Raw genomic sequence first — 26611 nt, forward strand, 5'->3', positions numbered from 1 at the left:
CCGTGCTGGTCGGGATCGTGTTCTGGGTACTCGCTGTGGTGGCGGTGACCGCGGGGACGGCCGTGTTCGTGGTGGACTCGATGGCCCGGGCCACCTACGCGCTGGCGGCATCGTTCATCGCCGTGGGGGTGATGATTTTGCTGCTGGGTCAGAGCTACCTGGGCATCATCACGATTCTGATGATGGTCATGGAGATGGCGGTGATGGCGGTCTACATGGTGATGTTCATGGGCATGAACCCGGCGCTGATGCCGATGGACATGACCCACGGGAAGAAGACCGCGATCGGCACCTCGGTCGGGGTCTTTGTGCTGCTGGCCGCCGGGGCGCTGCTGATCCCGTGGCCCGAGCGACGTGGCGCCCCACTCGAGGACCTCACCAACGCACTGGGCCTGGAGATCATGGGCGAAAAGATGTTGGTGATGGCCGTGGTGGGCGCGGTCATGGTGGCCACCATCGTGGCCGGGATCGTCCTGGCCGCCGGGCGCACCCGCTACGACCGGCTCGGCGACGATCTGCGGCGCCGCCCGGCCGACGACCCCCAGCCGGGAGGTGTGGGTCGATGACCCTGGAGGCCGTTCTGGTGGTGGCCGCCGCCCTGTTCGCCGTCGGGCTCTACGGGGCCCTGTCCCAGCAGGTGGTGGTGATGGTGATGATGGGCCTGGAGTTGATGATCAACGGGGTGCTCCTGGCCGCCGCGGGGTTCTGGTGGTTCCTGGCCCCGGGCCCCTCCGGGCAGGTGCTGCTGCTGGTGGTGCTGGCGGCCATGACCGTGGAGATGGCCATGGGCTTTGCCGTGGCGACGCTGTTGCACCGCAAGCGGCAGACCGACATGACCGACATGGCCGAGGATCTCTCCGGATGACCGCCGACCAGACCTTGCTGCTGACCCTGGTGGTGCTCCCGGCTGCCGTGGGTGCGGTGCTCGCGCTGACCCGGGCGGAGCGGGTTGCGGCCCCGATCGCGGTATCGACCGCTGCCGTGACCGCGCTGCTGGCGGCTGTCGTCGCCGTTGCGCGGCCTGCGGTGGCGTTCCCGTTCATCGCCGGCGTCGACGTGGCATTGGAGGTCGACGCCCTGGCGGCGCTGACCCTGCCGATGGTCGCAGTGGTGACCCTTTTGGTGCTGGTTTTTGCGGCCGGCAACATCCGGGCGGCCCGGCCCCGCTTCCACGGGCTGATGCTGCTCTTCGCCGCCGCGGCCCTGATCACGGCCTCGGCCGCCAGCCTGCCGGCGCTGCTGTTTGCCTGGGAGTTGATGGGCGCGACCTCGTACGCGTTGATCGGGTTCTGGTGGCGGGACACCGACCGCGTCTCGGCCGGGCTCACGGCCTTCCTCACCACCCGTACCGCCGACCTGGGTCTCTACCTGGCCGCCGGCGCTGCCTTGGCCGGCGGCGCCGGTATGGGCCTGTCCGAGTTGCCGGCGGCCGAGAGCCCGTGGCGGCACGTGGTGGCGGCCGGGATCCTGGTGGCGGCACTGGGCAAGGCCGCGCAGCTGCCGTTCTCGTTCTGGCTCTCCGGCGCGATGAAGGGCCCCAGTCCGGTCAGCGCACTGCTGCACTCGGCGGCGATGGTGGCAATGGGCGGTTACCTGCTGCTGCGCGTGGAGCCGCTGCTCGCCTCCACCGGGTGGGCGGGCCCGGCCGCCGCGTGGATCGGGCTACTGACCGCGGTGGCGATGGGGATCGTGGCGTTGGCCCAACGGGATCTCAAACAGTTGCTGGCGGCGTCCACTGTGGCGCAGATGGGATTTGTGGTGCTGGCCGCCGGAGTGGGCGCGGTGAGCGGAGGTGCCGCCCAACTGGTGGCCCATGCCTCCACCAAGGCGCTGCTGTTCCTCGCTGCCGGGGCGTGGCTCACCGCGTTGGGCACCGAGAAGCTCACGGAACTGCGCGGGGCGGGCCGCCGATGGCCGGTGGTGGGCGTGACCGCGACCGTGGGAGCCCTGGCCCTGGCCGGGATCGCACCGCTGTCCCTGTGGGCGACCAAAGACGCGGTGCTGGCTGGGGCCCTGGAGACCTCGGCCTGGCTCTACGCCACAGGACTGGTGGCGGCGGCCCTGTCGGCGGCCTACTCCGGCAAGGTCCTATGGACGATCTGGCACCGCGGGGCCCAGGCCCGGGTCGAGGAGCCCACCGCCGGGCGGGAGGTCGGCGCAACGCAAGAGCTCGGCACCGGGCAGGTGGGGGCGCTCGAGCAGGCCCCGCTGGTCGTGCTGGCCGCGGGGGCGGCCGGGCTGTCGGTGTTGGCGCTGCCCCCGCTCAGCGGCGCCCTCGCCCAGGCGATGGGCGGGCACGGCGAGGTGACGGCGCTCGAGCTCGTGGTCTCGGCCGCCATCGCCCTGGCCGTGGTGCTGCTGATGCGACGTCTACGCGCCCCGGAACTCGGGTGGGCCGAGCGGTGGCTGGGGCTGGAGGCTGCTGCGCACGTTGTCGTCGTCGTTCCCGTCATGCGGTTGGCGCACCTCCTGGCCCGGTTCGACGACGCGGTCCTGGACCGCGCCGTGACCTCCGTGGCCGGGGCCGTCCCGATGCTGGCACGGTCCGTGGCGCGGTTCGACGACGAGGTCCTCGACGCCGGAGTCGGAGCAGCCGCACGGGCCGCCCATACGGCCGGGCAGGGCGCGGCCCGCCTCGATGACGCCGTGGTCGACGGCGCCGTCGAGGGCCTGGCCGGTTGGGTTCGCCGACTCGGGCACCTGGCCCGCACCCCGCAGACCGGGGCCGTCCACCAGTACCTCCTGCAGGCCGTCGCGGTGCTCACCGTGGCCGTGGTGGCCTGGACCGTCTACGCAGTGATGGGATGAGCATGCTCAGTCTGATCGTCTTTCTCCCCTTGGCCGCCGCCGCCGTCCTGGCCGCGGTGCCGGCGATCGGGCCGGCGGCCGCGCGATGGGCGTGGATAGCGGTGAGCGTGCTGGAAGTGCTGCTGGTTGCCGTGGTGTGGGCCGGCTACAAGGACCCGGGACCGAACGGGCTGGCGTTCGAGGAGCAGGTGCCGTGGATCCCGGGGGTGGGCAGCAGTTACCACGTGGGCATCGACGGGCTGTCCCTGCCGCTGGTGGCGATGACGGTCGTGGTGTTCTTGGCGTGCGCTGTGTACTGCCTGCGGGATTCGGACCGGCCGCGCGTGCAGGCGGCGCTATTTTTGTTCCTGCAGAGCATGAGCCTCGGCGTGTTCGTTTCGGCCGACCTGATCCTGTTCTTCGTCTTTTTTGACCTGTCGATCGTGGGAATGTACTTCATCATCGCCGGGTGGGGCCACGGCAATGCGGCCCGGTCGGCGCTGAAGTTCTTCCTCTACACGTTCCTGGGGTCGCTGGCCCTGCTGCTGGGTTTCATCGGGCTGTATGTGTTCTCGGCGCCCCACACCTTTGACATCCCCGAGCTGGTCGCCGCACCCCCGCTGGCCGGTGAGCCGCTCGCCGGGGGGCTGGTGCTGGCGGCGATCCTGGTGGGCTTGGCCGTCAAGACCCCCACCGTGCCGTTCCACACCTGGCTTCCCCCGGCCCACACCGACGCCCCGGCCGCCGGCTCGGCCGTCCTGGCGGGGGTGTTGCTGAAGATGGGCGCGTACGGCTTCGTGCGGATCGCCATGCCGATGCTGCCCGAGGTCTGGCGGGCGTGGGCCTGGGTGATCGTGGCCGTGGGAATCGTCTCCGTGCTCTACGGCGCACTGGTGGCGCTTGCCCAGACCGACCTCAAGCGGATGATCGCCTACACCTCCGTCAACCACATGGGCTACATCGTCCTGGCCCTGGGTGCGGCCGGGCTGCTGGTGGAGGGTGCCGAGCAGGCCCGGTCCGTGGCGGTCACCGGCGCGATGGTGCAGATGGTCAGCCACGGACTGATCACCGCCGCCCTGTTCTTGCTGGCCGGGGTCATGCAGAGCCGGGCCGGGACCTACGACCTGGGTTCCTATGGCGGGCTGGCCGGCCCCGCCCCGCGGTACGCGGCGCTGTTCGCGATCGGCGCCTTTGCCTCCCTGGGCCTGCCCGGATTCTCCGGGTTCATAGCCGAGTTCCAGATCTTCGCCGGCAGCGTGGCCGTGGCCCCGGTGACCGCAGTGGCGCTAGTGGGCATCGTGATCACCGCCGCCCTGTTCCTGCGGGCCCTGCAGCGGGTCTTCACCGGGCCCGCCGCCGGGCGCTCCCCCGGGTTCGCGGACCTGCGGGCGCACGAGCTGTGGTCGGCCGGCCCTCTGCTGGCGCTGTCCGTGCTGATCGGAGTGCTGCCGCTGGTGCTGCTCGGGGTGATCGAGCCGAGCTCGGCCGCCCTCGTGGAACTGGTGGGACGGTAACCCGTGGACGCCTCCATGCAGATGAGCCCCGGGCTGCTGCTGCCCGAGATCATCGTCTTTACCGGCGGATTGGCGGTGCTACTGGGCGGATCGTTCCTCCCCCGGCAGCGCCAGTGGATCGCCCGCGCCGCGGCCGCCCTGGCGCTACTGGGCGCCGCGACCGCCGCCGCGGTGGCTATGGCCGGGCCTGCGCAAAGCGCCTTTGCGGGTACCTTTGCCGTGGACACCGCCACCGGCGCCGCACGGGTGATAGCCACCCTGGCCACCCTGCTGATCCTGGGGGTGGCCTCCGGGGAGCTCAAGGACTCCCCGCGCGAATCCGACACCTACGCCCTGCTGCTCTTCGCCACCGCCGGGGTGATGGTCCTGGCCGGGATCACCGACCTGTTGGTGCTGATCGTGGGATTCCTGCTGGCCAGTATCCCGCTGTACGGGATCATCGGACTCACCGGCGGCCGCTTGGGCGCCGAGGCGGCGGTCAAGACCTACCTCATGGGGGCGCTGTCCGGGATCCTGCTGATGCTGGGCGTCACCGTGCTCTATGCCCTGGCCGGAGGCACCGACTACGCCCTGCTCCGGGAGGCGTTGCCCACCGCACCGGACGCCGCCGTGGGGACAGGCATCCTGGGGGTGCTGGCCGGGCTGCTGTTCAAGGCCGGCGGGGTGCCGATGCACTTCTGGGTGCCCGACGCCGCCCAGGGCTCCGGGGTCACCGCCGCCACGTTCCTCACCACCGTGCCCAAGGTGGGCGCGCTGGTGGCCGTGTACCGGTTGGTGGCCACGGTCTCCGCCGAAGAGCACTCCTGGTTGCTCGTCGCCGCCCTACTGGCCACCGCCTCGATGTTCCTGGGCAACCTGGCCGCCTACTGGCAGACCGATCCCCGCCGGCTACTGGGCTGGTCGACCGTGGCGCAGGTGGGGTTCCTGCTGGTGCCCGTGGCCGCAGCCGGGCGCAGCGACCTGGCCCTGCCCTCGCTGTTGTTCTACCTGGCCGCCTACGCCGTGACCAACGTCGCCGCCTTTGCCGTGACCGCTGCCCTGCCCGAGCACCGGACGCTCGCCGAATACCGCGGGCTGGCCCGCTCCCGCCCAGGGTTGGGACTGACCGTGCTGGTGGCGCTGCTGGGGCTGGTGGGCACCCCGCCCCTGGCGATCTTCGTGGGCAAACTGACCACCGCCACCGCCGCCTGGGACGGCGGTCACGGGTGGCTGGCTCTGGTGGTGGTGGTCAACAGCGTGATCAGCCTCTTCTACTACCTGCGCTGGTTCGCCCCCGTCTTCGCCCGACCCGACTCCCAAGCCGCCGAGTTCCCCGGACGCGGCGGGATGGCCGCCTGGCCGGCCGTCACGGCCGCGGTCGCCGCGACCGCGAGCCTGGCGCTGGGCGTCCTGGCCGGTGTCCTGTGGGCTGCCCTCGACGGCCCCGGGATCCTGTAGGGCTGGGAGCGGCAGCCTTCCCCAGCCGGAAGGGGCGTCGAGTAGGTGCGGGAGGGAGCCGGGGGCCGTACAGGAGAGCCCGCTTATAGGAGAGAACCCCCTAGATCGTCGGTTGTCGCCGTAGGACCTAAGTCGCACACCCAGTCGAGCAACGACTACAGCGGCGCCGCGGGTTCAGCCAATGGCGCTGAGGAGGTCGCTGCAGGCCTTTTCGCAACGACGGCAGGCGTCAGCACACAGCTTGCAGTGCTCGTGCATGTCGGCGTGAGCCTCGCAGTCTTCGGCGCAAGTAGCGCACGCGGCACGGCAGGCCTTGAGCAACTCGGTGACCACGGTCAGGTTGCTGCCCGTTCGGCGACTCAGGACGGAAGCGGTGGCGACGCAGACATCGGCGCAGTCGAGATTGGTACGGATGCAGTTCCGCAGGTCGGCAACCGCCTCTTCTGCCAAGCAGGCGTCCGCGCACGCAGTGCAGGACTGCGCGCAGGCCAGCGCCGCGTCGATCGCCTCGGCGAGGCGGTCCACGTCCAGACCACTGGTGGGATTGGGGTGGGAGTTGATCATGGCGGTGGTGCTCATTGTTCCTCCGTAGTCGATGTCGTCTAGAACGCCTCCGACGGGCGGCGCAGTGGGTCTCCCTGCCGCAGGCCGTACCCGTCACCGTAGCCATCGCCGCCGCCCAGTTGGGAGATCGTCTCCGAAGAAACCAAATCGTTAGGCGCCCTGTCCTTGCCAGGCTGTCCAGCCGAATGCCGCAGCGTCGAGACCTTGATCCCTGGGAGTCGACATGCCATTATCTGCGTATGAATGCAGATGCTAAGTGTGGCTTGACGGCGCAGAGTTCGTACGTTGAGCTAGCTGTCGAGGTGTTCGCCATGCTGGCGGATGCGACGCGAGTGCGGATCATTCTGGCCCTTCGCGACGGGGAGCTGTCGGTAAACCAGCTGGCCGAGATCGTCGACAAGTCCCCGGCGTCGGTATCTCAGCACTTGGCCAAACTCCGCCTGGCGCGAATGGTCTCAGCACGCCAAGACGGGCAACGAGTGTTCTACCGCCTGACTGACGAGCACGCCCGCCAGCTTGTCGCCGACGCGATTTTCCAGGCGCAGCACGCGGTGGACAGTCACCCCGCGCATCATGACCGCGACCGTCTGGGCCACGGGAAGATCACCGGCCTATCGTGATCGGTGTCCTTCGGAACAGCACCTATGCCAGGCTCTTCAGCGCTCAGATAGTCGCCCTTCTCGGCACCGGTCTGCTCACCGTGGCGCTCGGGTTATTGGCCTTCGACATCGCCGGGCAAGACGCTGGTGTAGTGCTCGGAACGGCGCTGACGATCAAGATGGTCGCGTACGTCGCCGTGTCACCGGTGATGGCGGCTATGGCCACCCGGTGGCGACGAAAGGCCGTTCTTGTCAGCGCGGACGCAGTCCGCGCTGCAGTGGCGTTGTCCCTGCCCTGGGTCAGTGAGGCCTGGCAGATTTATGTCCTGATCTTTGCGCTGCAAGCGGCGTCGGCGACCTTCACTCCGGTGTTCCAGGCAGTGATTCCCGATGTCCTTCCCGACGAAGCGCAGTACACCCGCGCATTGTCACTATCCCGCCTGGCGTACGACACCGAATCGCTACTGAGCCCCGTACTGGCTGCGGCGCTGCTGGCGATCATGTCCTACAACAATCTATTTCTGGGCACGGTGCTGGGATTTCTCGCCTCCGGCGCGCTCGTCCTGGTCACCGAAATTCCCGATGGCGCACGGTCCGAAGCCGCATCGTTTCGAGAACGACTGACCCGGGGCGTCCGGGTCATGCTGCGCACCACGGAGCTGCGCAGTCTGCTGGTGATGAACCTCATCGTGGCCACCTCCACCGCCATGGTGATCGTCAACACCGTCGTCGTGGTCAGAGGATCTTTGGATCGCTCCGAGAGCGACGTCGCGCTTCTGCTGGCCGCCTTCGGCGCCGGTTCCATGCTCGTCGCCCTCGTTGTTCCCCGAGTCCTCGACAAGATCGCCGATCGGCCCGTCATGCTCACCGGCTCAGCGATTATCCCGCCCGCCCTGGCCGCATCAGCAGCAGTGATCGCTCTACCGGCCGGCAGTGGGCAGTGGGCCTTGCTGATCACACTGTGGGCGATCCTTGGAGCCGCGACGTCGCTGATTCTGACCCCGTCAGCCCGCCTGCTGCGACGCGCCTCCGACCAAGTATCTCGACCTGCGGTCTTCGCCGCGCAGTTCTCCCTGTCCCACGCCTGCTTCATGCTCACCTACCCAATCGCCGGCGTTCTTGGCGCGATGCTCGGTCTACCTCAGACCGCGCTGATCCTCTCGGCTCTCGGAGTTCTCGGGGCCTTCGGTGCCTTCGCTCTCTGGACACGACCCGTCGCGTGAGCCGGGCGCACTGCCAGTCTGCGCCGCACGGTGCTCGTCAAGGGTGCGACTTGGTCCGAAACGGTTGGACCGCTGCGGAGCTGACTGGCTCACGCCGCCGGTGACCTCGTGCCCCACCCGCACGCACGTGCGCCCTACCGCAGGTGCGCCGGCGCGTCGCCGGGAGTGATACCGAGATGGATGTGATCTTGGTGGACGTCGTCGGAGAAGAACCCCTTGCGCGGTCCGTTAAGGTCGGCAGGTCCACCGACCTCGGTCGCCCCCAACTCGGCAGCTCGCCGCATCAACCGAAGCACACGATCGTCGCCGGGTCGGACGTCCACCACCGGCCGACCGTCGATCTCGCGGATGTCTACTGCTCGTCCCACGGCGTGATTGGACATTCGCGCGGTGGGATAGACCGTCTGGATGTGGCCTGTGTGCATTACCTGGATCGCCAGGGTGAACTCCCGGGACAGTGCGTGCAGTATCGCCAGCAGTCGGTTGTCCATCCTGCCGGTGCTGACATCGCTGCGGGCTGGGCCGGGCAGGATGATCTTCGGCTCGGCGAGCACCGCTGCCGCCGTGTCGGTCAACGGCAGCGACGGGCCCAGTGAGGTCGGCGCGACGAGCCGCTCGACGGCCCAACTCCCACCGGGGGGTCGAGCCAATCGCACGTCCACGACCAGTTCGCGGTTCCACGGTCCCGAGACGGTGTGCAGGTTCTGCTCCACCAGGGCGATGACGGCAGCGGTATCCGAGGCGAGCCCGCCGTACTGCGGATAGACGACGGTCAGTTCCCCGGCGCGGGCGTCCGGCAGTTGAAGTATCGACGCTGTCGACGCCACCGGCGGCGACGCGCCGGCGCGGATGAGGGTGCCCACGGCCGTTTCGCCGTCGCTCCAGTTTCCGGCGTTTTCCAGAAACGCCGCTGCGGTGCGCTTGATCTCCGGGCGTACTTCACCCGGCGCCGGCTGCCATCGGCTCGCCGCGGCGGACAACGGGGAACGAGGGGAACCGAGTTCGGCTCCACCCAGGTGAGGTGGCTGCGGTGTCGGCGTAATCACCGAGGGCGCAGGCCGTGGCGGGGCGGGGCCGAGGGTGCAGGACGCCACGGTGGCGGCTGACCCCGCAGTCAGCACCGTCAGCAATTGGCGCCGGGTCAGCTTCATCGGGGATCTGCCCCACCCTTGTCGCAGAACGTGCCGTGGCGGGCCGGAGGCACCACGGGGTGACGATAGCTGCGCACCATGTCGCCGTCGCGCGTGCGGTACTCGCTCCCCGGGCTCCATCCCAAGCGTTCATAGAACGCGCCGGCCCCGTCCGAGCCGGCGCTGGTGAACAACTCGGCGGTAGCACAGCCGCCCTCGTGCGCGTGGCTGAGAAACAGCTCGACCAGGCGGGCACCGACGCCGCTGCCCCGCAGCGACGGGCGAACGGTGACCGCGGCCAGCACGGCTACCGGCGCAGAATCGGTCCCTGCCGGGGGTGCGGCAGTCTGGTAGGTGAGTGTGCCAAGCAGGCGACGCGTCCACGGCCTGGCTCGGGTGCGCACGAACCGCACCGCCAGTGACGGGTGGCGCAGCAGTGACACGGCGGCGACCGCTGCCAGGACCAGCAGACAGCGGCGGTCGGCCAGCACCGCCCGCATATGTGCCGCTTCGTCGATCGAACCGAACAAGAAACCGCACACGTGCCCGCGGGCGTCGCACCGACAGACTGCGACCAGCGCCACGCCGTGCGGGGAATCAAGGTAGGTCCGGTGCCAGCGACGCATGAATCGTGGCCCCAGGCCGGGGAAGAAACCGGCCGGTAGCTGTTCAACGTGCAACTGCGCGGTCGCGCCGAGATCAGCGATCGTGGCGTACCGCAGCACGAGATCGTCCTCCGTCGCCGGTCCCGGCCGTGGGCAAGGCGCCGTCCGCGCACGGTAGAGCAGGCGGTAGCGCCACGTCGGTCGACACATAAGCTGACTCCCTTCTTCGGTCAAATCAGACCGGGCCCGGCCACTTGCGCGCCGGAAATGCCGGCTCGGTTAGTGGGAGAGCGGCCAGAGCTCGGAAACTCGACAGTGAAACTTGCATCTCGGCCGGGCCCGTCACTGTGCGCTCGAATGTTCCCGCCGTGGGCTTCGACGAGTGCGCGAGTGATGGTCAGGCCGATACCGCTGCCGCCACTGGGGCGCTCAGTCCTCGTAGACGAAGGACACGGACCATTCGCCGTTGAGGATCGACGGCTCACCGGCTTTATCATAGAAGATCGGGACCGACCGGATGGCTAGGCCCTCGATGGGGCCATGCTCCGGGGTGCTCACCGGAATGAGTAGCTCGCCGGCACCGCCAGCCTCGACGATGTACTCGTTGGTACCGCCCTGACGCACCTCGTAGACGTTCATCGTCGACTCGCGCAGCTCGGTGGACAATCGGACGGTCAGTGTGTGCTCGCTGCGCACCACGAATTCGGGCACCGGGTTGGTGAAGGAGTTGCCGTCCAGGTCGGTCGCGGTGAAGGGCAGAGCCTTGACGGTGCTGCGGTCGGTGGCCACGGTGATCTCCGACAGCACACCGAACCGGGCTTCCGACCCCTTCCACGCCCCCAGGATGGCGGCGATCATGATGATCATCCACGCCAGGATCGCCCAGGTGGCCGGGCGGACACGGCGGCCGGTCAGTTCGGATTCATTGCGGGAGCTCACAGTTTCGTTCTGCCGATCTCTTCGTAGTCGGACTCAGGGAGCCACCGGCTTCCCCGAGGTGCCGCGAACGGTTCCACCTAGCCCAGTGTGGTTACCCGGCTCGCCTCGCACGGTGCCAAAAAGCGTCTCCTGCCCGAGTCGGACCGGGGCGATAGCCGGCCCCGTTTCTTTCATTTCGCGGAGTTGGATGCTGCGCTTTCTAAAGCAGATATCGAGGCTGCGAAGTGCTCCTCAACCGTTCAGTTCAGGCCAGCATAGGAGTGCAGACCGGAGACCACGATGTTGATAAAGAACAGATTGAAGATGAGCACCGCAAACCCGGCGAGGTTGATCCAAGCGGCCTTCTTGGGGCCCCAGCCACTGGTGGCACGGGCGTGCAGATAGCCGGCGTAAAGGACCCAAGAGACGAAGGAGGCAGTCTCTTTGGGGTCCCAGCCCCAGAAGCGACCCCACGCGCCCTCGGCCCAGACAGCGCCCAGCAGGATGCCCACGCTGTAGATCGGGAATGCGATCACAGCGGTGCGATAGGCCAGTCGGTCGAGAGTGTCGGCATGCGGTAGTGGGCGGGAAAGCCCAGAGCTCCAGCCCGTTTCCTGACCCTGCGGTTGCCACACCCGGATCAGGTACATGATCGAGGCGACGCCGGATATCAGCAGTATGGCCGATCCCAGCGAGATGATCGAGACGTGGATGGGCAGCCAGTACGACTGCAGTGCCGGCACGACGGGAGAGGCTTCGGAATACAGGTTGGTGCCGCCGAAAAACAGCAGGATCAGAACCGGTACCAGTACGAATGGCCAGGCCACCTGTAGGGCCGGCTTGCGCAGAAAAATCAGCCCGGCGCCCACTCCCAGCAGCGTGGTGGCCAGAATGAACTCGTACATGTTGCCCCACGGGAAGCGACCTGTGGCCACCCCGCGCAGGATCAGCGCAGCCGCTTGGAAGAGGAAGGCGATGATGATGAATAGCTGTGCGATCCGTGCCCAGCGGACACTGCCTGCGGACTCACGGTCCTCGTCTCCGGTGTCGGTGAGAGAGGTTGATTCTGTGAGCCCGGGCCCACCGGCACCCACTAGGTTCCGGCTTGATTTAGTCACCTTGGCTACCCGGAATCCGGCGTAGTAGATCAACGATGCGACAAGCGCCAGCACGTATAGACCGAACGCGGACCTATACGCCAGGTCGCTGTAGGTGGAGAGCGTCTCGTTGACAGGCAGTCCCTGCGCGAGAATTACAGTGTTCACCGGATGTTGTCCTTCCACGAAGCGTCGGGGTCGTCGCCTCGACTAGATGCAGTGTCGCCAGGTTCGGGCAAGACGGGTGTAGCAGTAGCAATGGTGGCCAGCCGGTCCCGGAGGTCGTCGAATTCCCGGCCCCAGCCCGATCTGTCCGTCTTGGCGAGGCCGCCCAGGTCGACGCGGGTCGCCTGGGCCTCGTCGACAATGATCCGTGCCCAGATCCTTCGGCGACGGACCATCAATGACAGGACGAGTCCACCCACCATGACGGCAGCGAACACGCCAACCCAGATCTGAGTAGGGTCCTCCGAGACCTGGATGTTGATGAACTCGTCGGCTCCGTCGAAGCGGACCTCGGTGCCATCGGGCAGGGTCGTGGATTCGCCGGGCATGAGGTTGACGCGGGCCCTACGCTCCAACGCGCCCGACTCCATTAGGTCGGGGTCCAGCGAGAAGATCGACTGTGCGCCGCCATTGTCCAGGCCGGCGTTGCCCTGGTAGACGTCGATCGCCACCGCCGGGTCGTCCATCCGCGGGAAACGGGAGCTGAGTATGTTGCCGTCGAACGAGGCGGTCGGGGCGAACAGCCCCTGGATGGCGATCTGCTGCTCAAGGCGGTCGTCGATGTCCGGGTACATGCCGGCTGGCGGATCAAAGCGCATGATGCCGGAGGAGAGAAAAGTCAACAGGTCCGTCGGTTGCCACTGCACTGTGTCTGTACGGGTCTCGCCGTTGGGGAACGTGACCGTGAACGTGGGCGCGAAGCCGTGACCTTGGAGGTAGACACGGGTGCCGCCGATGCGCAGCGGGTGGTTGACCTGCAATGTGTAGGGCTCCCATGTGTCTGGATCGGTGGTGGTGACCTCCTCGCTGAAGCGAATGTTGGAGGTGAACATCTCCGCCTGGCCATTGGGTAGATAGTCGGTACGGAAGTCTTCGACCTTGATACAGAACGGCGCCAAGTCAGTGCCGTCTACCAGCAGACCTGCCCGGAACGAGTCGTACGCACTAGGCGTGGTGTTGCAGAAGGCCGGCGATTCCTCGTTGGCGATGATCACCCGCATGCCCTCCGCGTACACGAACTTGCCGGCCGCGAACGCGATCAGCAGGAACAGCAAGCCGAAGTGGAATACGATGTTGCCCACCTCGCGCGCATACCCGCGCTCCGCGGACAACTCGATGCTGCCCGACACGCGACCGTCCCCGTTGTTGCGACGGACCCGCCAGCCCTTGAGGCTCTTTTGGACCTGGTCCGCGGCCTGCTCCGGCGTGGCCGTGGTCCGGTACGCCGCATGATGCGGCAGGCGTGCAAGGTTACGCGGGGCAAGCGGCGGCGGGGCCTTGAGTTGTTTGACCAGATCAATCGACCGCGGTGTCAGGCAGCCCACCAGCGATATAAACAGCAACACGTACACGGCTGTGAACCACCAGCTGGAGAACACGTCGAACAGCTGGAGCTTGTCGAAGAACTCCCCCAGCCAGCCGTTGTCCGCGATGTACTGATTGACGTTTCCTTGGTTGAGGCTGCGCTGCGGCAGGAGTGCCCCCGGTATCGCCGCCACTGCCAGCAGAAATAGCAGAATCAATGCCGTGCGCATCGCGGTGAGAGTGCGCCATGAGTTGCGCAGGAACGCGGTGACCGGAGCCATCCTAGGCACTGATATGAGTCCCCTCTGCCGTTCCCGGTGCGACGAACCGGAACGAGGGGCAGCTTCGGTGGGGCGTCACCGGCTTCATAGCATCATCAGCACCGCTGTAGCACGCATAGTCACATCTGGAGATTGTCCTTCGCCGACCCCATTGATTCGGTGGGGGTTTGATGAAGGTCTGATCAAGATCAAGCATGCGATAGGCGCCAGTGGCAGACCTACGACGATGATTGAGGCCTTATGTTCACATCCGATTCTCGAGACGCCGGACCTGAAGGTGAGTCACCGACCACGCGCGCGACCACAGGGCTGCGGGCGATGGTCATCGAAGATGAGCGTGAGCTCGCCGATCTCATCGGTACCTATCTGACCCGCGAGGGCTTCGACATCACGATCGTTCACGACGGGCAGGATGCAGTCGACCTGATCCGGCAGATTGATCCCGACGTCGTCGTGCTAGACCTCGGCCTTCCGCGACTGGACGGCGTCGAAGTGTGCCGCCAGTTGCGCACCTTTTCCGATGCGTATGTCGTCATGCTCACCGCCCGCACCGAGGAGGTCGACACCCTCATCGGACTGTCCGTGGGAGCCGACGACTACATGACCAAACCGTTCAGCCCACGAGAGCTCATGGCCCGCATCCAGGTCATGCTGCGCCGTCCTCGATCGTCTACAGCCTTACGCTCCCCGTCCGCGGCCTCCGAACACAGAGAGCTGCGAAGGATTGGGGCACTGGCGATCGACGTCGAAGGCCGCGAGGTCACCGTCGACACCACCCCGGTTCAGTTGACCAGGACCGAGTTCGACCTCTTGGCGGCACTGACGCGAGACCCCGGCTTGGTGCTGTCCCGGACGCAGTTGATCAGTGCCATCTGGGGGCCTGACTGGGTCGGCGACACGCACCTGGTTGATGTCCACATCGGGCACCTGAGACGCAAGCTCGGAGACACTGCGTCCCGGGGCGCGTACATCCGCACCGTCCGCGGTGTCGGCTACCGCACCGGAGATGGTCAGTGAGCCGGATCGACCTGGGTGACAACGTGACGCGCCTCAAGCGGTGGTTCACCACTGCCACCTTCGGTACCCGGCTACTGGCGGCGCTCGCTTTTGTGATGATCGGTTTCGCAGTCAGTGCCTGGGTCGTCGCCGCAATACTTGCCCCCGGGATCTTCCACGAGCATCTGGAGCTGGCCGGACTGTCACAGAACTCCTCCGAAGCAGCCCATATGGAGGAGGCATTCAACTCGTCAATGATGCTGTCTTGGTCGATCGCACTGGCGGTATCGGTGATCTTGTCGCTGGCTGTCAGCGGCTACATCGCCCGCCGCGTTCAACGATCGATCACCCCGGTCACCCGATCAGTCCAGCAGATCTCCGGTGGACAATACGACTCACGAGTGCACGAGCCGAGAATAGGTCGTGAATTCGACGATCTTGTCGTCAGCTTCAACGAACTGGCACGACGACTAGATGCCACCGAAACCACACGCCGACGGATGCTTTCAGATCTCGCACACGAGTTGCGGACTCCCCTGGCCACGCTCGAATCCCACCTTGAGGCGATCGAAGACGGTGTCCGTGCACTCGACGACGACACGCTGCGCATTCTGCGAACCGCGACTGGTCGGCTAGGCCGGCTCGCTCACGACGTCAGCGCGGTGTCCCGAGCCGAAGAACACCTCACGCGTCTCATCCCCATCGGTACCGACACTCGCAGCATCATCGCGGCCGCGATCGACGCCCTGCGCCCCGAGTACTCGCACAAGAATGTGATGCTCCAAGCGCGTATTGATCAGGCAGTACCGATCACTGTCGACAGTGATCGAATCAACCAGGTCCTGACCAACCTTTTGCACAACGCGCTCCGCCACACCGATTCAGGTGGGATGGTCACCGTCACCAGTCGCCTACACAACGGGAACGTGGAGATCACTATCGCCGACACTGGTGAAGGCATCGCAGCGCAGCACCTCGACCACATTTTTGACCGCTTCTACCGCGTCGACACCGCACGCGACCGGGCACACGGAGGAAGCGGCATCGGACTCACCATCACCCGTGCACTCGTCGAAGCCCACGAAGGCCATATCCGCGTTCACAGTGACGGGCTCGGCCGCGGCGCCCGATTCACGATCTCCTTACCGCAGACCCCGGCTCATTCCAAGGGCTGACTCAGTTGGTCGCGATACCGTTTTGCCGGAGCCACTCGATGGGGTCGGCGCGCTCCCGTCCCTCGTTCAACCACACCTCGAAGTGCAAGTGTGAACCGGTGGAAAAGCCACGACTTCCCATGAGGGCAATCGTCTGTCCAGCCTGTATACGCTGGCCCGTGGACACGAGAACCTCTTCCATGTGTCCATAAACGGTCATCGTGCCCTCATCCGACAGCAGTCGGACCCAATTGCCGAACCCTTGCGCCGGGCCGGCATCGATGACGGTCCCGTCAGTGGCCGCCACGATCGGGGTTCCGATCGCGTTTGCGATATCGATGCCGCCGTGGAGCGAGCCCCAGCGTTGGCCGAACTCAGACGTGAGGGTCCCGACTGTCGGCATCGCTGCTGTTGGACGGCGCGCGGTCTCCTCGGCAACTTGCCGGCGAGCGTCGATTTCGGTGCCTGCCGCCAATGACGACACCATGGCGGCAGCGCTCTCCAGCGGGAGGTCGCCTTGCACCGCAACGGGCCCAGGCAGTTCAGCCGGGGGAAGGGCTATGTCTCCAGACTGGCCAGCAGGACTGATCGACTCCTCGTGCGCGATTAGGTGAATGTGCTCACCACCAGCCTCTGTGTGCTGGTCCACTAGAAAACTTATCGAGGACACGATGGCCCCGGCGGCGACCGTGACGACGACGACCTGATCGCGTAACTCGGGCCGGGCGGAGGGTTGGCGATGCGTACCGCCACCTCGAGGGCGACCAGAACTCGCCCAGATGTCGACAGTTGAAGGGTGTTCCTTGCGGTGTGCACGTCTTCGCTCCACTGCCGCCGTGTCTCCCCTGCCGCTATATCGTGATGGTTTCGTGATGTGACTTCTGCTCGAACTTAGACGAGCAGAGTCCGCCGTCGCAAGAAGTGGGGGCCTCGTCACCCGTGTCGAAGAACGACCGGGAGCGGCCCCCACCAGCGTGCATCGTGCCTAGAGTCTCCCTCTGACCACAGCCTCTGGCAGCGTTCATCAAGCTGCCTGTTGCGAGTGTCAGGGACTACGTGGGCGACATGGGAAGGCCTTCGGAAGCTGGACGTCCTGACAGGCTTCACCCAGGTTCACCCCAACTGGCCGCGCACCAAATCAGCACCGCGTCAGCGACCGTCACGTCCGGGATCTTGATCAGACCTTCATCAAACCCCGACCGAATCAAGAGGTCAGTACAGCACAATCTCCAGATGTGACAGTGCGTGCGGCATTGGGGGACAAGTGGGGCGGGTCGCCGGCCGCCTCCCACCACGAAGAAGTGGACGAGCAGCTCGAGAAAGGGAAAGTGTCGCGATCACAAGATTTACAGATTTCCGGACGATTGTTGTTGCTCGCACGAGCGGTGGCGTTAGTGACAGTCAGCGCCCTCGGACTCCTCTTCACTTCGGCAGGGGTGCTGGTCCAGGACGGCACCAGTCTGGACGTCCACAGCTCGGCCGCCATCGCCCTTCATCTCCTCACCGGCGTGCTGGCTCTGGTTCTAGGGTGGCGCGCGTGGGCTACACGGCGAGGTCGCTGGGCTGCAGTCGTCGCCCTCGTCCTGTTCGGGGCCACGTTCGCCCAAGCGAGCTTAGGGGGCAGCTCGACCTTGGCATTCCACATCGGCGTAGCCCTGGTGCTCACGGTCCTGTGTACGTGGCTGGCCGCCTGGACTTTCGGTAGATCACTATACGAGGAGATCGAATGAGACTGCGCAGGACACTCACCGCCTCCGGCACCACCGCCGCCCTGCTCCTAGCTGTGGGCTGCGCCGGGAACGACACGGGCGCGCCAGAGCAGGCAGAGCAGCTCCAGACGGGCGAGAGAGCCGAGAAACAGGTCACGATGGCCGAGGTCCAGCAGAACGATTCGACCGACTCGTGTTGGACCGTGATCGAGAACATCGTCTACGACCTCACCGCGTGGGTCGACCAACACCCGGGCGGGCCGGACCGGATCGAGCAGCTGTGCGGCACAGACGGGACAGAGAGTTTCACCGACCAGCACAGTGGAGCGTCCCAGCCACAATCGCGGCTCGCCGAGTTCCAGATCGGCCAGCTCGCCGGGTGACCCGGCAGATATGCTTCCGATTCGCTCTGTGCGTCCCGGTCGGAGGCATGTGCCGGGCCCCGCTCCGGGGCCGCGCGCGTGGACTCAGCGAGGCCGTGAACGGGTTCGATTCGCTCCCCCCGCGACCTCTGCGGAAGACGAGAGCACACCTCGCGAGCGTGACATGACAACACGACAGAAGAACCGTGGGCCGCAATCGGTGGTACTGCCAGCAGTCGGCCTCAGGATGGGCGGGGTTACCCGAAATCAACCGCGGTCAACGCCTTCTCGGCGGTGGCTAAATAGTCACCCCGTCGGCCGTGCGCTTGGTCGAATGGTGTCGTCATTGGGCGCAGGAATACTGCTGTACACCAGTTTCCCGCCTCTATCCTTGTGGTTTCTCGCCCCGGCCGGTCTTGCCATTTTGGTTCTGTCGGTCCGAGGGATCGGCGTGCGCGGCGCGTTCGGATTGGGATACCTGGCTGGTCTCGGGTTCTTCGTACCTTTACTGCCCTGGGTGGGGGTTTATGTCGGCGCTGTCCCCTGGCTAGCATTAGCGGCGCTACAGGCCGTGGCAGTCGCTGTCTTCGCTGGGGCCACCGCACTGGTGGCGCGGCTGCCCGGGGCTGCACTGTGGATCGCGTGCTGCTGGGTGGCCACCGAAGCGGTTCGAGCGCGCCTGCCCTTCGGTGGGTTTCCCTGGGGCCGGCTGGCGTTCGGTCAGACTGATGGACCATTGCTGGCGATCGCTCAGATCGCTGGGGCGCCAGGGGTGAGCCTGTCCGTTGCACTGGTGGGCAGCGCGACGGCTGCAGTGGTCGTCGGACTTGCTCGGCGCTCCGCCTGGCGCTCGGTGTCGCTGCTCGGGTCGGTGCTTGTGACCGCCTCTGCACTCGGCTCGATGCCCGTCCCTACCGCAGCGGTCACCACCCCCTCTAAAACGGTTGCCCTAGTCCAGGGCAACGTGCCCCGACTCGGTCTGGATTTCAACGCGCAACGGCGCGCTGTACTGGACAATCATGTGGCTCGTACCGACGCTCTCGCCGCCGAGGTCGCCGCGGGAGTGAAGCCCGCACCAGATCTGGTAATCTGGCCGGAGAACGCATCAGACATCGACCCGTTTCGCAATGCCGACGCTGCAGAGCGGATCGATGCGGCCACAGAGACGATCGGCGCTCCGATCCTTGTGGGGGCGGTGGTGTCCACTGGCTCCGGTACCACCCGAAATACAGCGCTGGTGTGGGAGCAAGGAACAGGACCTGGCGATGCGCACGACAAAAGACGACTGGTTCCATTTGGTGAATATCTGCCAATGCGATCGATCGTGAGCAAGCTTTCGCCTTATGCCGCGCAGGCGGGCAACTTCGTGCCCGGTAACGGCGATGGTGTGGTGACCATCGATGAGACACCGCTCGCTGTGGCCACCTGTTATGAGGTCGCGTTCGATGATCTGGTGGCCGAGTCGGTTCGGTCGGGGGCGCAGTTGATCGCGGTACCAACGAACAATGCAACCTTCGGCGATACCGACATGACCTATCAGCAGCTGGCGATGTCGCGGCTGCGCGCTGTCGAACACAACCGCACGGTGGTGGTAGCGGCCACCAGCGGTGTCAGCGCGATTATCGCGGCGAATGGCGATGTCCTCGAGCAGACCGAAATGTTCACTGCCGATGCCCTCGTCGCACAGGTCCCGCTCAATACCGAGTTCACACTTGCCACCCGATTACGTTCAATTCCTGAACTCATCATCACGGTCACCGCAGTATTCGCGATGCTGGTGGGGTGGATTGCTAGCCGCCGTCGGCGGGGCTGAGATCCCCGGCCATGAGTGCGCGCCGATATCGGGAGCGGACCCGTCGTCGGCCGGGCCGGCTGCAGGCGCTCAACGTGAGCATGTCGGGCAGGGCGCCGAGGGCGAGAAATTGATGAGCTCCCGCGAGGTAAGGGCGAGAGCCAGCTCGAGGATTGGACTCAGTAATCGAGCCTATTTCTCGGACGTAGACGCCGTCGGCGTTCAGCCTCAAATCTGGTGCCGTAGCGATCACGAACGGTCATCGTTACGAGGCGGTCATGGGCCACTGCCTCCGTGGCCGCATCCACCTCAGCAATATGACCGGATACGACATCAGGATCGATATCCCTGTCACCAGGTCCCACAGCACCGTCGCCTAGGCTGCCTTGCTCGTCGTTGCCCTGGCTACGTTGGCGGCGCCGCTCCCGGATTTCACTCCACAGAAAGTAGCCAAGCCCAATTGGCGCTAGAACTCCGAATGCAAGCCATTGAAGCCCATAGGACAGGTACGAACCCGCCTCGACTTCCGGTATCGGAGTTGGCTCGAGTGATCCTGGTTGACCTCCGGGGAGCTGGAGATGATAGCCAGCAAGATCGAGATCCAGAACCCGACCGATCGTCGAGGTTTCAATGGAGCGCACCATGTGACGATCGTGCAGAACTATCGGTTCGGCCGGGGTGTCGGTGGGCATTCTGAGCCTGGCGGTGATGGTCACTGGATCGGCTACCGCGGCCGGGTAGGTCGGCACCGTGTTGTTCTCGCCAACGCGAACCCATCCACGATTAATAAGCAGATCATCGCCGCCCTCGGTCCGAAATGCGGTGAGAACTTGGTAAACCTGTTCCCCGTCGACAGCTTGCTGCCGCAAGAGCACTTCGTCTTCGGGCAGATAGCGACCGGTTACTGTGACCCGATGCCACTCGGATTCGTCCAACGGCGCGTCCCGCGCCGTCAATTCCGTCAACGGCACTGGATCGGCTTCGACGCTGTGAAGAAGTTGGGAATTGCGCGTCTTCAAATCCTCGTTCTTGCCTAACTGCCATGGCGCCAACAGTGTGAAGCACGTATAGACGAACAGTGCGACGGCGATGAAGGAAATCAACCACCCCGGCGTCATCACGCGAAAGACCCTCTGCACGCCGTTCATGGTAGGCGTGATGGCAAGACGGTCGGCATCGGGGCCCTCCTGCCGGCACCAGCTCCGGCGATCATTAATCGTGCCCGCCTCCCGCCACTGTCGGCAGGGATGGTTCCGATCCGGCGAGATCAGCGTGTTGCGTGCCGAATTGTGGCATCCGGGCCTGGATCGGAAGTGTCGAGCAGCAGGTCGTTGTCTACGTCCTCAGATGACGACGCCGTTCGCGGCCAACCATGACACCGAGTCGATCCACTGGCCGGCGGGATTCTGTACGCCGAAGTGCACATGCGGACCAGTCGAGTAGCCACGGTTACCGACTTCACCGATCACCTGGCCGGCGGTGACCTGCTGGCCTTCGGTGACGTAGTTGGCATTGTTGTGGCCATACTCCAAGAGATAGCCGTCATCGGTCTTGATGCGAATCCATAACCCATAACCGGAAGCGGGGCCGGAGGCCACGACCGTGCCGGACTTGGCTGCATACAAGGGTGTGCCGATCGGCGCAGCGATGTCGGTGCCATTGTGGTTAGCGCCCCACCGCGAGCCGAAGCCAGAGGTGATCGTTCCATCAGTCGGCCTGTGAGCTTGGCTGGCGACCGAAAACGCCGAAGACGACGACTGAGCAGTATCGAATCCGAGCGCCTGGCTCAGCCCGGGGGCCTGACTTGCATACTGGCGGACCGCGTCAGCTCCGATGCCATAGCGGGCGGCAGCCTCTTCGACCATCTGTCCGACGTGCTCGGGATCAGACGATTGGGCAGCGGCCACAGGGGCGACACTAAGCGCCGCGCCACCGGCGATTGCGGCGCCAGCCAGCGTGGTGGCGGCGATCCGGCCCACTCCCCTGGATCGGTTGGCGCGATGACGCCCACCAGCAGAGATGCGGTGGCCCACACCAAGCGAGTCCATGAGATCGGCGAACGGAACGCTCTTGGAGGAGCTCGACATGATTGATTCCTTCAACTTAAGCGATGGTCGCAGCTTCATACCGACGACCACTGGAGACTCCCGAAACGGTAACAGTTGCATATCATCCTGTCACGGAGAGTTTCCTGAGAATCCAGAAATCAGCAGTTCATACGCCATTTGTTATTCATCTACGGCATCGCCCGACCGTTACCCCGACGTGATTTTTGGTTCGAACGCGGGCCGGCCGGAGCCACCCCGCAATCGTCCCGGGTGACTAAACCGCGATCAACGCAAGCAGGATCAAGGTCCTTACTCCTGCCCCCTCCTCGTACCCGCCGCACGTGTGATGTCGATCGCTGCTGCCGCAGACTCATCGGGACAGTCGGTCTCCACCTGCACAGTAGAAAAGAAGAAGCCGTACCGATCCTGAAGCAAGTTGGAGGCGGATTGGAGAACGATCTGCGGATCGGCGCTTGCGGAGGTGCGCAGGTGGCCGGAGAACACGAAACGTCCACTGGTTAGTGCCCAAGCATGGGCATGATGGACGTCTTCCACCCCATCTATCGCTGCCAGGTCTTCAGTCACGTCAGACAGGTAGACCTCGTCGGGTGTGCCCTCCATGAGCAGATGGGTGGCGTCGCGCAGGATGCTCCAGCTTGCCCATACAAGCACGAAGCCGAACGCCAAACCGAGCAGCGGATCGATCACCAAGAACCCGGTGAACTTGATCACTAGTGCGGTGACGATGATGAGCAGGCTGCCGACGAAGGTCTGGATGATGTGCCACAACGCGCCACGAACGTTCATGTCGCTGCGGCTTTGTTTCCAGATCAGGCTCAGGGCGACGATTTCGGTAAGCAAGCCTCCCGCGGCTGCCCACAGCATGGGCGTCGTGGGCAGGTCAACCGGAGCACTCATGCGCATGGCAGCCATCACGATCACCACCATCGCCATGATTAGCAGGAAACCGCCATTGACCAGCGCGCCTACGATCTCGGCGCGGTACCAGCCAAAGCTGCGATTTTCGTCTGCGGGGCGGCGGGCGAGTCGAGCAGCGAAGATGGCGACTAGGACACCACCGACCGCCGAGAAGGTGTGAAAAGCGTCCGAGATCACCGCAACCGAGCCGGTCCACAGCCCGATCGCCAACTCGATGACGAAGTAGATTCCCGTCAGCCAAGCCGAGATAGCCATGCCCCACCCACGAGCCTGCACCTGCCCGTGTCCACCATGCCCATGCGCCATGGGGGTCTCCTTTTTTGCACTCGGAATCCGGTTCTCGTGTCAGCGGCACACTATGCATCGGTCTCGCGGTGCCCACAGCTTCTCTTGGGAATCTTGATCAGACCTTCATCGAACCCCGACCGAACCAATGGGGTAGGGGCGGCACAATCGTCCGGTGTGACTGTGCAGGCAAGAGTGGTGCTGATGCTGTGATGACGACGGATGTGTTCGGCAAGGGTGCGCAGCCCGGTAGCTGGGGCAGACGGGCAAGATGCCAACTGGCCGCAGTGGTGGTGAGTTCGCTTGTACTTACTGGCTGCGCTAGCGGCACTGATGCCGTCGCTTCAGGTGAGACGTTCGATTTTGTCAGCCCGGGCGGCCAGATTGAGATCTTCTATGATCCGCCGGCGGACCGCCAGAAGATCGCTCCGATGTCTGGCCCGGAAGTAGTAGATCCGGAGGCCACTGTGGCGGTCGCAGACTTTCCTGGCGAGGTGGTGCTGATCAACCTGTGGGGTCAGTGGTGTGCGCCCTGCCGGACGGAAACCGACGACCTGCAGCGACTGCAGGACAAGTACCAGGCGCAAGGCTTCACCAATCTCGGCGTCAACTTGCGGGACCCGAATCGGCAAAAGCCTGTCGACTTCATCGAGGACAACGGGGTCACCTATCCCTCAATTTGGGACCCGTCGCAGGCCGCGGTGGCGGCGCTACATGGTTTCCCCACCTCGGTGGTGCCAGCGACACTGATTCTCGACAAACAGCACCGAGTCGCTGCGGTGTATCTAGCAGAGGTCACCGACACCCAGTTGGAGCCGGTCATCGAGAGACTGCTGGCCGAGCCTGCTGAAAGCGACGCTGCATGAACACGGTGCTGATTGCGCAATCTATTGGCCAGACGTTCCAACAAACTGCTGCCTCCGGACCTCTGCTGCTCGCGTTGGGAGCATGTGTCCTCGCTGGACTCGTCTCGTTCGCCTCGCCGTGCGTAGTCCCGCTCGTGCCCGGGTATCTGGCATATATGGCCAGCATCGTGGGTGCAGAGCGCCCGGCGGTGACTGTGCAGGCCGCCGAGCAACGCCGCGCCGAAGCCAGCTCGCTCACTCTTGAACAGCAGCGTCAGCGGGTGTCATCGCGACGACGAGTCGTCCTCGCCGCGGTGCTATTCGTTGCTGGATTCACGGTGGTCTTCGTACTGCTGTCGGCGATGGTGCTGGGCACCGTGCAATACCTCGCCCCCCAGCAAGAATTGCTGCAGCGGCTCGGCGGTGTGGTGACCATCTTGATGGGTCTGGTGTTCATCGGGGCCATACCCGCCCTCCAGAGGGACACTCGAATGCAGCCGAAAGCGCTTTCCACCTGGGCGGGCGCGCCGCTACTTGGCGCCGTCTTCGCCCTGGGATGGACGCCGTGTCTCGGACCGACGCTGGCAGCGGCGTTGTCGGTGGCCGCCGGAACCGGACTCGACGCCGCACGCGGAGTACTGCTCATCGTGGCGTACTGCCTGGGGCTCGGACTGCCTTTTATCGTGGTGGCCTTCGGTTCGACGAGAGCCATCCGCACGGTGGGCTGGCTGCAACGACACACGCGAACGATTCAGATCGTCGGCGGCATCATGCTCATTGTCGTCGGAATCTTGCTGCTCAGCGGCATATGGACGCAGTTCGTGTACTGGCTCCGCGACTTCGCCGTCTCAGACACCACTTTGCCGATCTGACAGTGCTCCGATGGTCTCTCCTAACTCGAGTCGAGTCTGTCTGTCCGAAAAGAACCTTGATCGGATCTTGACGAAACGATGACCCAGATCTCGCATTTCGCCCCGCAGAATCGAGTTTCTAATACAGGCAAGGAGTTGAGTCTGATGGGGTGGTTTTACGGTATGAACTGGATCGACATCGTCCTGTTGATCGCGTTCGTACTCGGTTTCTGGGCGATGGTTCTGTCCTTGACGACCAGTCTTTTCGGAGGGCATCGGCACCTACGCGGGTCTCACTCTCCTGCTACTGGGGTCGTCTCTTCCGGTATCTCTTTCGGATCTCACGTAGGGACCGCGACTTCGCGAAACGCCGATCATGATGAACGCTGACGCCACGGGGCGGGCAGGTGCGCTAAGACGTGCGCCGCGCGTGCTGGTCTCCCGCCGGTCTTTCTTGGCCGGATCGCTTCTCGCCGGCGCCGGCGCTCTGACTGCATGTTCTGGTTCCGGAGCAGCCACGGGCAGTCCCGTGGGAGCCTCGTCAGATCTCGTGAGGCGGCTTGAGCAGGAGCGACGCTCCCCCGGCCAAACGGTGGTATCTGCGCATTTGACCCCCCGTCCGGTCGACGTTGATCTGGGTGGCCGAGTCGTCTCAACGTGGGGATACGACCAACAATTGCCAGGCCCACTGGTGCGGGCCCAAGCTGGAGAGCGGCTGCAGATCACCGTGGACAACCAGCTGCCCCAGGAGACCAGCGTGCACTGGCACGGGATCGCCATGAGCAACGACATGGACGGGGTTCCCGGGTTGACGCAGGACCCGATCGCACCGGGCACCACGTTCACCTACGACTTCACCGCCCCAGACCCGGGCACGTACTTCTACCACTCACATTCGGGTCTGCAACTCGATCGGGGCTTGTACGGAGTGGTGATCATCGATGATCCGGGCGAGCCCGGCGACTACGACCATGAATGGCTCGTGGTCCTTGACGACTGGGTCGACGGGACCGGTCGGACTCCCGACGATGTCGCCCGTGATCTGGGCATCGGTGCCGACACCGCAGATGCCGGGATGCAGGGGATGGACCACGACATGATGGACATGCACGGGGGTGAGGGGTCGACGATGTCCCCCATCCTCGGCAGCGCCGGGGATGTCACCTACCCGCACTTTCTGATCAATGGTCGACTCCCTGTCGACCCCTACGTTTGGAGAGCGTCGCGGGGCCAACGCGTGCGCATCCGGTTCGTCAATGCCGGCGCCGACACCGCGTTCCGGGTCGCGCTTGGCGGGCACCGGATGACCGTCACTCACACTGACGGCTTTCCCGTGCTTCCCGAGGACACCGATTCTCTTCTGATCGGTATGGGTGAACGGTTCGATGTTGTGGTCACGCTCGGCGACGGCGTGTTCCCGTTGTTCGCTCAGCCCGAAGGCAAGGATGGCCACGCGCAGGCCCTTGTACGTACAGCAGCGGGCGATCTCCCGACGAATTCCCGACCAGTCGAAGTGGACCGGCGTCCGCTATTGGGTACCGACTTATCCCCCAGCGAGGCAGTACGTCTGTCTAGCCAAAGTCATGATCGGTACCACAGTGTTGACCTGGGCGGGACGATGTCGCCGTACCGGTGGACCCTCAACAGCCAAGTCCACCCGGATTCGGCGCCGCTGGAGGTCAACAGTGGGGAGCGGGTGCGGATGCGGATGCGGAACATGTCCGACATGTTCCACCCGATGCACCTGCACGGACATACGTTCGCGCTCGCGGACAGCGGGCTTCGCAAAGATACCGTCACGATTCGGCCGATGCGCACCATTGAGATCGAGTTCGACACCGATAATCCTGGCCAGTGGGCGTTGCACTGCCACAACGCCTATCACCAAGAGGCCGGGATGATGACCACTCTGTCCTACCTCGCCTGACCGGCAAGGTAATCCACC

At 65.1% G+C, this 26611-nt stretch carries 25 protein-coding genes and 1 pseudogene; 15 read left to right on the forward strand and 11 right to left on the reverse strand.

Annotation, left to right across the window (positions count from 1 at the left end; genetic code table 11):
* The first annotated feature begins 2 nt into the window (after positions 1-2).
* Genes OVA21_RS09565 through OVA21_RS09585 form a run of 5 tightly spaced genes read left to right on the forward strand, consistent with a single transcriptional unit; the run spans position 3 to position 5738 of the window.
* Positions 3-566, forward strand: a complete 564-nt coding sequence (locus tag OVA21_RS09565) for an NADH-quinone oxidoreductase subunit J (RefSeq protein ID WP_268092340.1) — start codon at positions 3-5, stop codon at positions 564-566.
* A complete protein-coding gene (locus tag OVA21_RS09570; RefSeq protein ID WP_017836397.1) occupies positions 563-865 on the forward strand; it encodes an NADH-quinone oxidoreductase subunit NuoK in 303 nt (100 codons plus the stop codon). The genes OVA21_RS09565 and OVA21_RS09570 overlap by 4 nt, the downstream gene beginning before the upstream one ends.
* Positions 862-2808 carry an NADH-quinone oxidoreductase subunit 5 family protein gene (locus tag OVA21_RS09575; RefSeq protein ID WP_069389149.1) on the forward strand — a complete coding sequence of 649 codons (1947 nt, stop codon included), beginning with the start codon at positions 862-864 and terminating at the stop codon, positions 2806-2808. Before OVA21_RS09570 ends, OVA21_RS09575 begins: the two co-directional genes overlap by 4 nt.
* Positions 2809-2810: 2 nt before the next feature.
* Complete coding sequence (locus tag OVA21_RS09580) at positions 2811-4301, forward strand: complex I subunit 4 family protein (RefSeq protein WP_007626381.1); 1491 nt, start codon at positions 2811-2813, stop codon at positions 4299-4301.
* A gap of 21 nt (positions 4302-4322) precedes the next feature.
* Positions 4323-5738, forward strand: a complete 1416-nt coding sequence (locus OVA21_RS09585; protein WP_042329325.1) for an NADH-quinone oxidoreductase subunit N — start codon at positions 4323-4325, stop codon at positions 5736-5738.
* Between the two features lie 174 nt (positions 5739-5912).
* Here the strand turns inward: OVA21_RS09585 and OVA21_RS09590 are convergent, their stop codons facing one another.
* The gene (locus tag OVA21_RS09590; protein ID WP_069389151.1) at positions 5913-6317 is read right to left on the reverse strand and encodes a four-helix bundle copper-binding protein; all 405 of its coding nucleotides are present in this window, start codon (positions 6315-6317) and stop codon (positions 5913-5915) included.
* 224 nt (positions 6318-6541) lie between these two features.
* Here OVA21_RS09590 and OVA21_RS09595 point away from each other — a divergent pair, with 224 nt between their 5' ends.
* The gene (locus tag OVA21_RS09595; RefSeq protein WP_268092342.1) at positions 6542-6922 is read left to right on the forward strand and encodes an ArsR/SmtB family transcription factor; all 381 of its coding nucleotides are present in this window, start codon (positions 6542-6544) and stop codon (positions 6920-6922) included.
* Positions 6919-8124 (forward strand): MFS transporter, encoded by a 1206-nt coding sequence (locus tag OVA21_RS09600; RefSeq protein WP_163377092.1) that lies wholly within the window; start codon positions 6919-6921, stop codon positions 8122-8124. The genes OVA21_RS09595 and OVA21_RS09600 overlap by 4 nt, the downstream gene beginning before the upstream one ends.
* 134 nt (positions 8125-8258) lie before the next feature.
* Here the strand turns inward: OVA21_RS09600 and OVA21_RS09605 are convergent, their stop codons facing one another.
* From OVA21_RS09605 to resB, 6 genes and pseudogenes are all read right to left on the reverse strand, one after another.
* The gene (locus tag OVA21_RS09605) at positions 8259-8987 is read right to left on the reverse strand and encodes a hypothetical protein (RefSeq protein WP_253695599.1); all 729 of its coding nucleotides are present in this window, start codon (positions 8985-8987) and stop codon (positions 8259-8261) included.
* Positions 8988-9271: 284 nt separating this feature from the next.
* A complete protein-coding gene (locus OVA21_RS09610; RefSeq protein ID WP_240341539.1) occupies positions 9272-9979 on the reverse strand; it encodes a GNAT family N-acetyltransferase in 708 nt (235 codons plus the stop codon).
* Positions 9980-10089: 110 nt separating this feature from the next.
* A pseudogene (locus OVA21_RS09615) lies at positions 10090-10290 on the reverse strand (ATP-binding protein); the annotation flags it as partial.
* Positions 10289-10798, reverse strand: coding sequence for a DUF2771 family protein (locus OVA21_RS09620; RefSeq protein WP_007626376.1), 510 nt, complete (start codon positions 10796-10798; stop codon positions 10289-10291). The pseudogene OVA21_RS09615 and the gene OVA21_RS09620, both read right to left, overlap by 2 nt.
* Positions 10799-11037: 239 nt before the next feature.
* The gene (ccsB, locus tag OVA21_RS09625) at positions 11038-12042 is read right to left on the reverse strand and encodes a c-type cytochrome biogenesis protein CcsB (RefSeq protein WP_017836393.1); all 1005 of its coding nucleotides are present in this window, start codon (positions 12040-12042) and stop codon (positions 11038-11040) included.
* On the reverse strand, positions 12039-13685 hold the full coding sequence (gene resB, locus OVA21_RS09630) for a cytochrome c biogenesis protein ResB (RefSeq protein ID WP_268092344.1): 1647 nt from the start codon (positions 13683-13685) through the stop codon (positions 12039-12041). The genes ccsB and resB overlap by 4 nt, the downstream gene beginning before the upstream one ends.
* A 318-nt stretch (positions 13686-14003) precedes the next feature.
* On the opposite strand from resB, the gene OVA21_RS09635 reads away from it, so the two are divergent.
* Entirely contained in the window at positions 14004-14702 is a 699-nt protein-coding gene (locus tag OVA21_RS09635; protein ID WP_069389154.1) for a response regulator transcription factor, read from the forward strand.
* The gene (locus OVA21_RS09640) at positions 14699-15856 is read left to right on the forward strand and encodes a sensor histidine kinase (RefSeq protein WP_069389155.1); all 1158 of its coding nucleotides are present in this window, start codon (positions 14699-14701) and stop codon (positions 15854-15856) included. Before OVA21_RS09635 ends, OVA21_RS09640 begins: the two co-directional genes overlap by 4 nt.
* A 1-nt stretch (position 15857) precedes the next feature.
* Here OVA21_RS09640 and OVA21_RS09645 read toward each other — a convergent pair whose 3' ends face one another.
* Entirely contained in the window at positions 15858-16358 is a 501-nt protein-coding gene (locus OVA21_RS09645) for a M23 family metallopeptidase (protein ID WP_227022435.1), read from the reverse strand.
* Between the two features lie 778 nt (positions 16359-17136).
* Here OVA21_RS09645 and OVA21_RS09650 point away from each other — a divergent pair.
* The 3 genes from OVA21_RS09650 to lnt all read left to right on the forward strand — a co-directional run bounded on the left by OVA21_RS09650 (position 17137) and on the right by lnt (position 19719).
* A complete protein-coding gene (locus tag OVA21_RS09650; protein WP_256820656.1) occupies positions 17137-17565 on the forward strand; it encodes a hypothetical protein in 429 nt (142 codons plus the stop codon).
* Positions 17562-17927, forward strand: a complete 366-nt coding sequence (locus OVA21_RS09655) for a cytochrome b5 domain-containing protein (protein ID WP_007626850.1) — start codon at positions 17562-17564, stop codon at positions 17925-17927. The genes OVA21_RS09650 and OVA21_RS09655 overlap by 4 nt, the downstream gene beginning before the upstream one ends.
* A gap of 313 nt (positions 17928-18240) precedes the next feature.
* Positions 18241-19719, forward strand: coding sequence for an apolipoprotein N-acyltransferase (gene lnt, locus OVA21_RS09660; protein WP_241504717.1), 1479 nt, complete (start codon positions 18241-18243; stop codon positions 19717-19719).
* 158 nt (positions 19720-19877) lie between these two features.
* Here lnt and OVA21_RS09665 read toward each other — a convergent pair whose 3' ends face one another.
* The 3 genes from OVA21_RS09665 to OVA21_RS09675 form a co-directional block, all read right to left on the reverse strand.
* On the reverse strand, positions 19878-20837 hold the full coding sequence (locus tag OVA21_RS09665; RefSeq protein ID WP_081615260.1) for an SURF1 family cytochrome oxidase biogenesis protein: 960 nt from the start codon (positions 20835-20837) through the stop codon (positions 19878-19880).
* A 204-nt stretch (positions 20838-21041) separates the two neighbouring features.
* Complete coding sequence (locus OVA21_RS09670; RefSeq protein ID WP_081615259.1) at positions 21042-21785, reverse strand: M23 family metallopeptidase; 744 nt, start codon at positions 21783-21785, stop codon at positions 21042-21044.
* A gap of 270 nt (positions 21786-22055) precedes the next feature.
* Complete coding sequence (locus OVA21_RS09675; protein ID WP_069389156.1) at positions 22056-22991, reverse strand: cation diffusion facilitator family transporter; 936 nt, start codon at positions 22989-22991, stop codon at positions 22056-22058.
* Positions 22992-23182: 191 nt separating this feature from the next.
* Here OVA21_RS09675 and OVA21_RS09680 point away from each other — a divergent pair, with 191 nt between their 5' ends.
* The 3 genes from OVA21_RS09680 (at position 23183) to OVA21_RS09690 (ending at position 26593) form a co-directional block, all read left to right on the forward strand.
* Complete coding sequence (locus OVA21_RS09680; protein WP_235027362.1) at positions 23183-23836, forward strand: TlpA disulfide reductase family protein; 654 nt, start codon at positions 23183-23185, stop codon at positions 23834-23836.
* A complete protein-coding gene (locus OVA21_RS09685; protein WP_326493465.1) occupies positions 23833-24687 on the forward strand; it encodes a cytochrome c biogenesis CcdA family protein in 855 nt (284 codons plus the stop codon). Before OVA21_RS09680 ends, OVA21_RS09685 begins: the two co-directional genes overlap by 4 nt.
* Positions 24688-25045: 358 nt before the next feature.
* On the forward strand, positions 25046-26593 hold the full coding sequence (locus OVA21_RS09690) for a multicopper oxidase family protein (RefSeq protein ID WP_268093135.1): 1548 nt from the start codon (positions 25046-25048) through the stop codon (positions 26591-26593).
* Positions 26594-26611: the final 18 nt, after the last annotated feature.

This window comes from Dietzia sp. SL131 (assembly GCF_026672565.1).
In the GTDB taxonomy this organism is placed as follows: domain Bacteria; phylum Actinomycetota; class Actinomycetes; order Mycobacteriales; family Mycobacteriaceae; genus Dietzia; species Dietzia kunjamensis.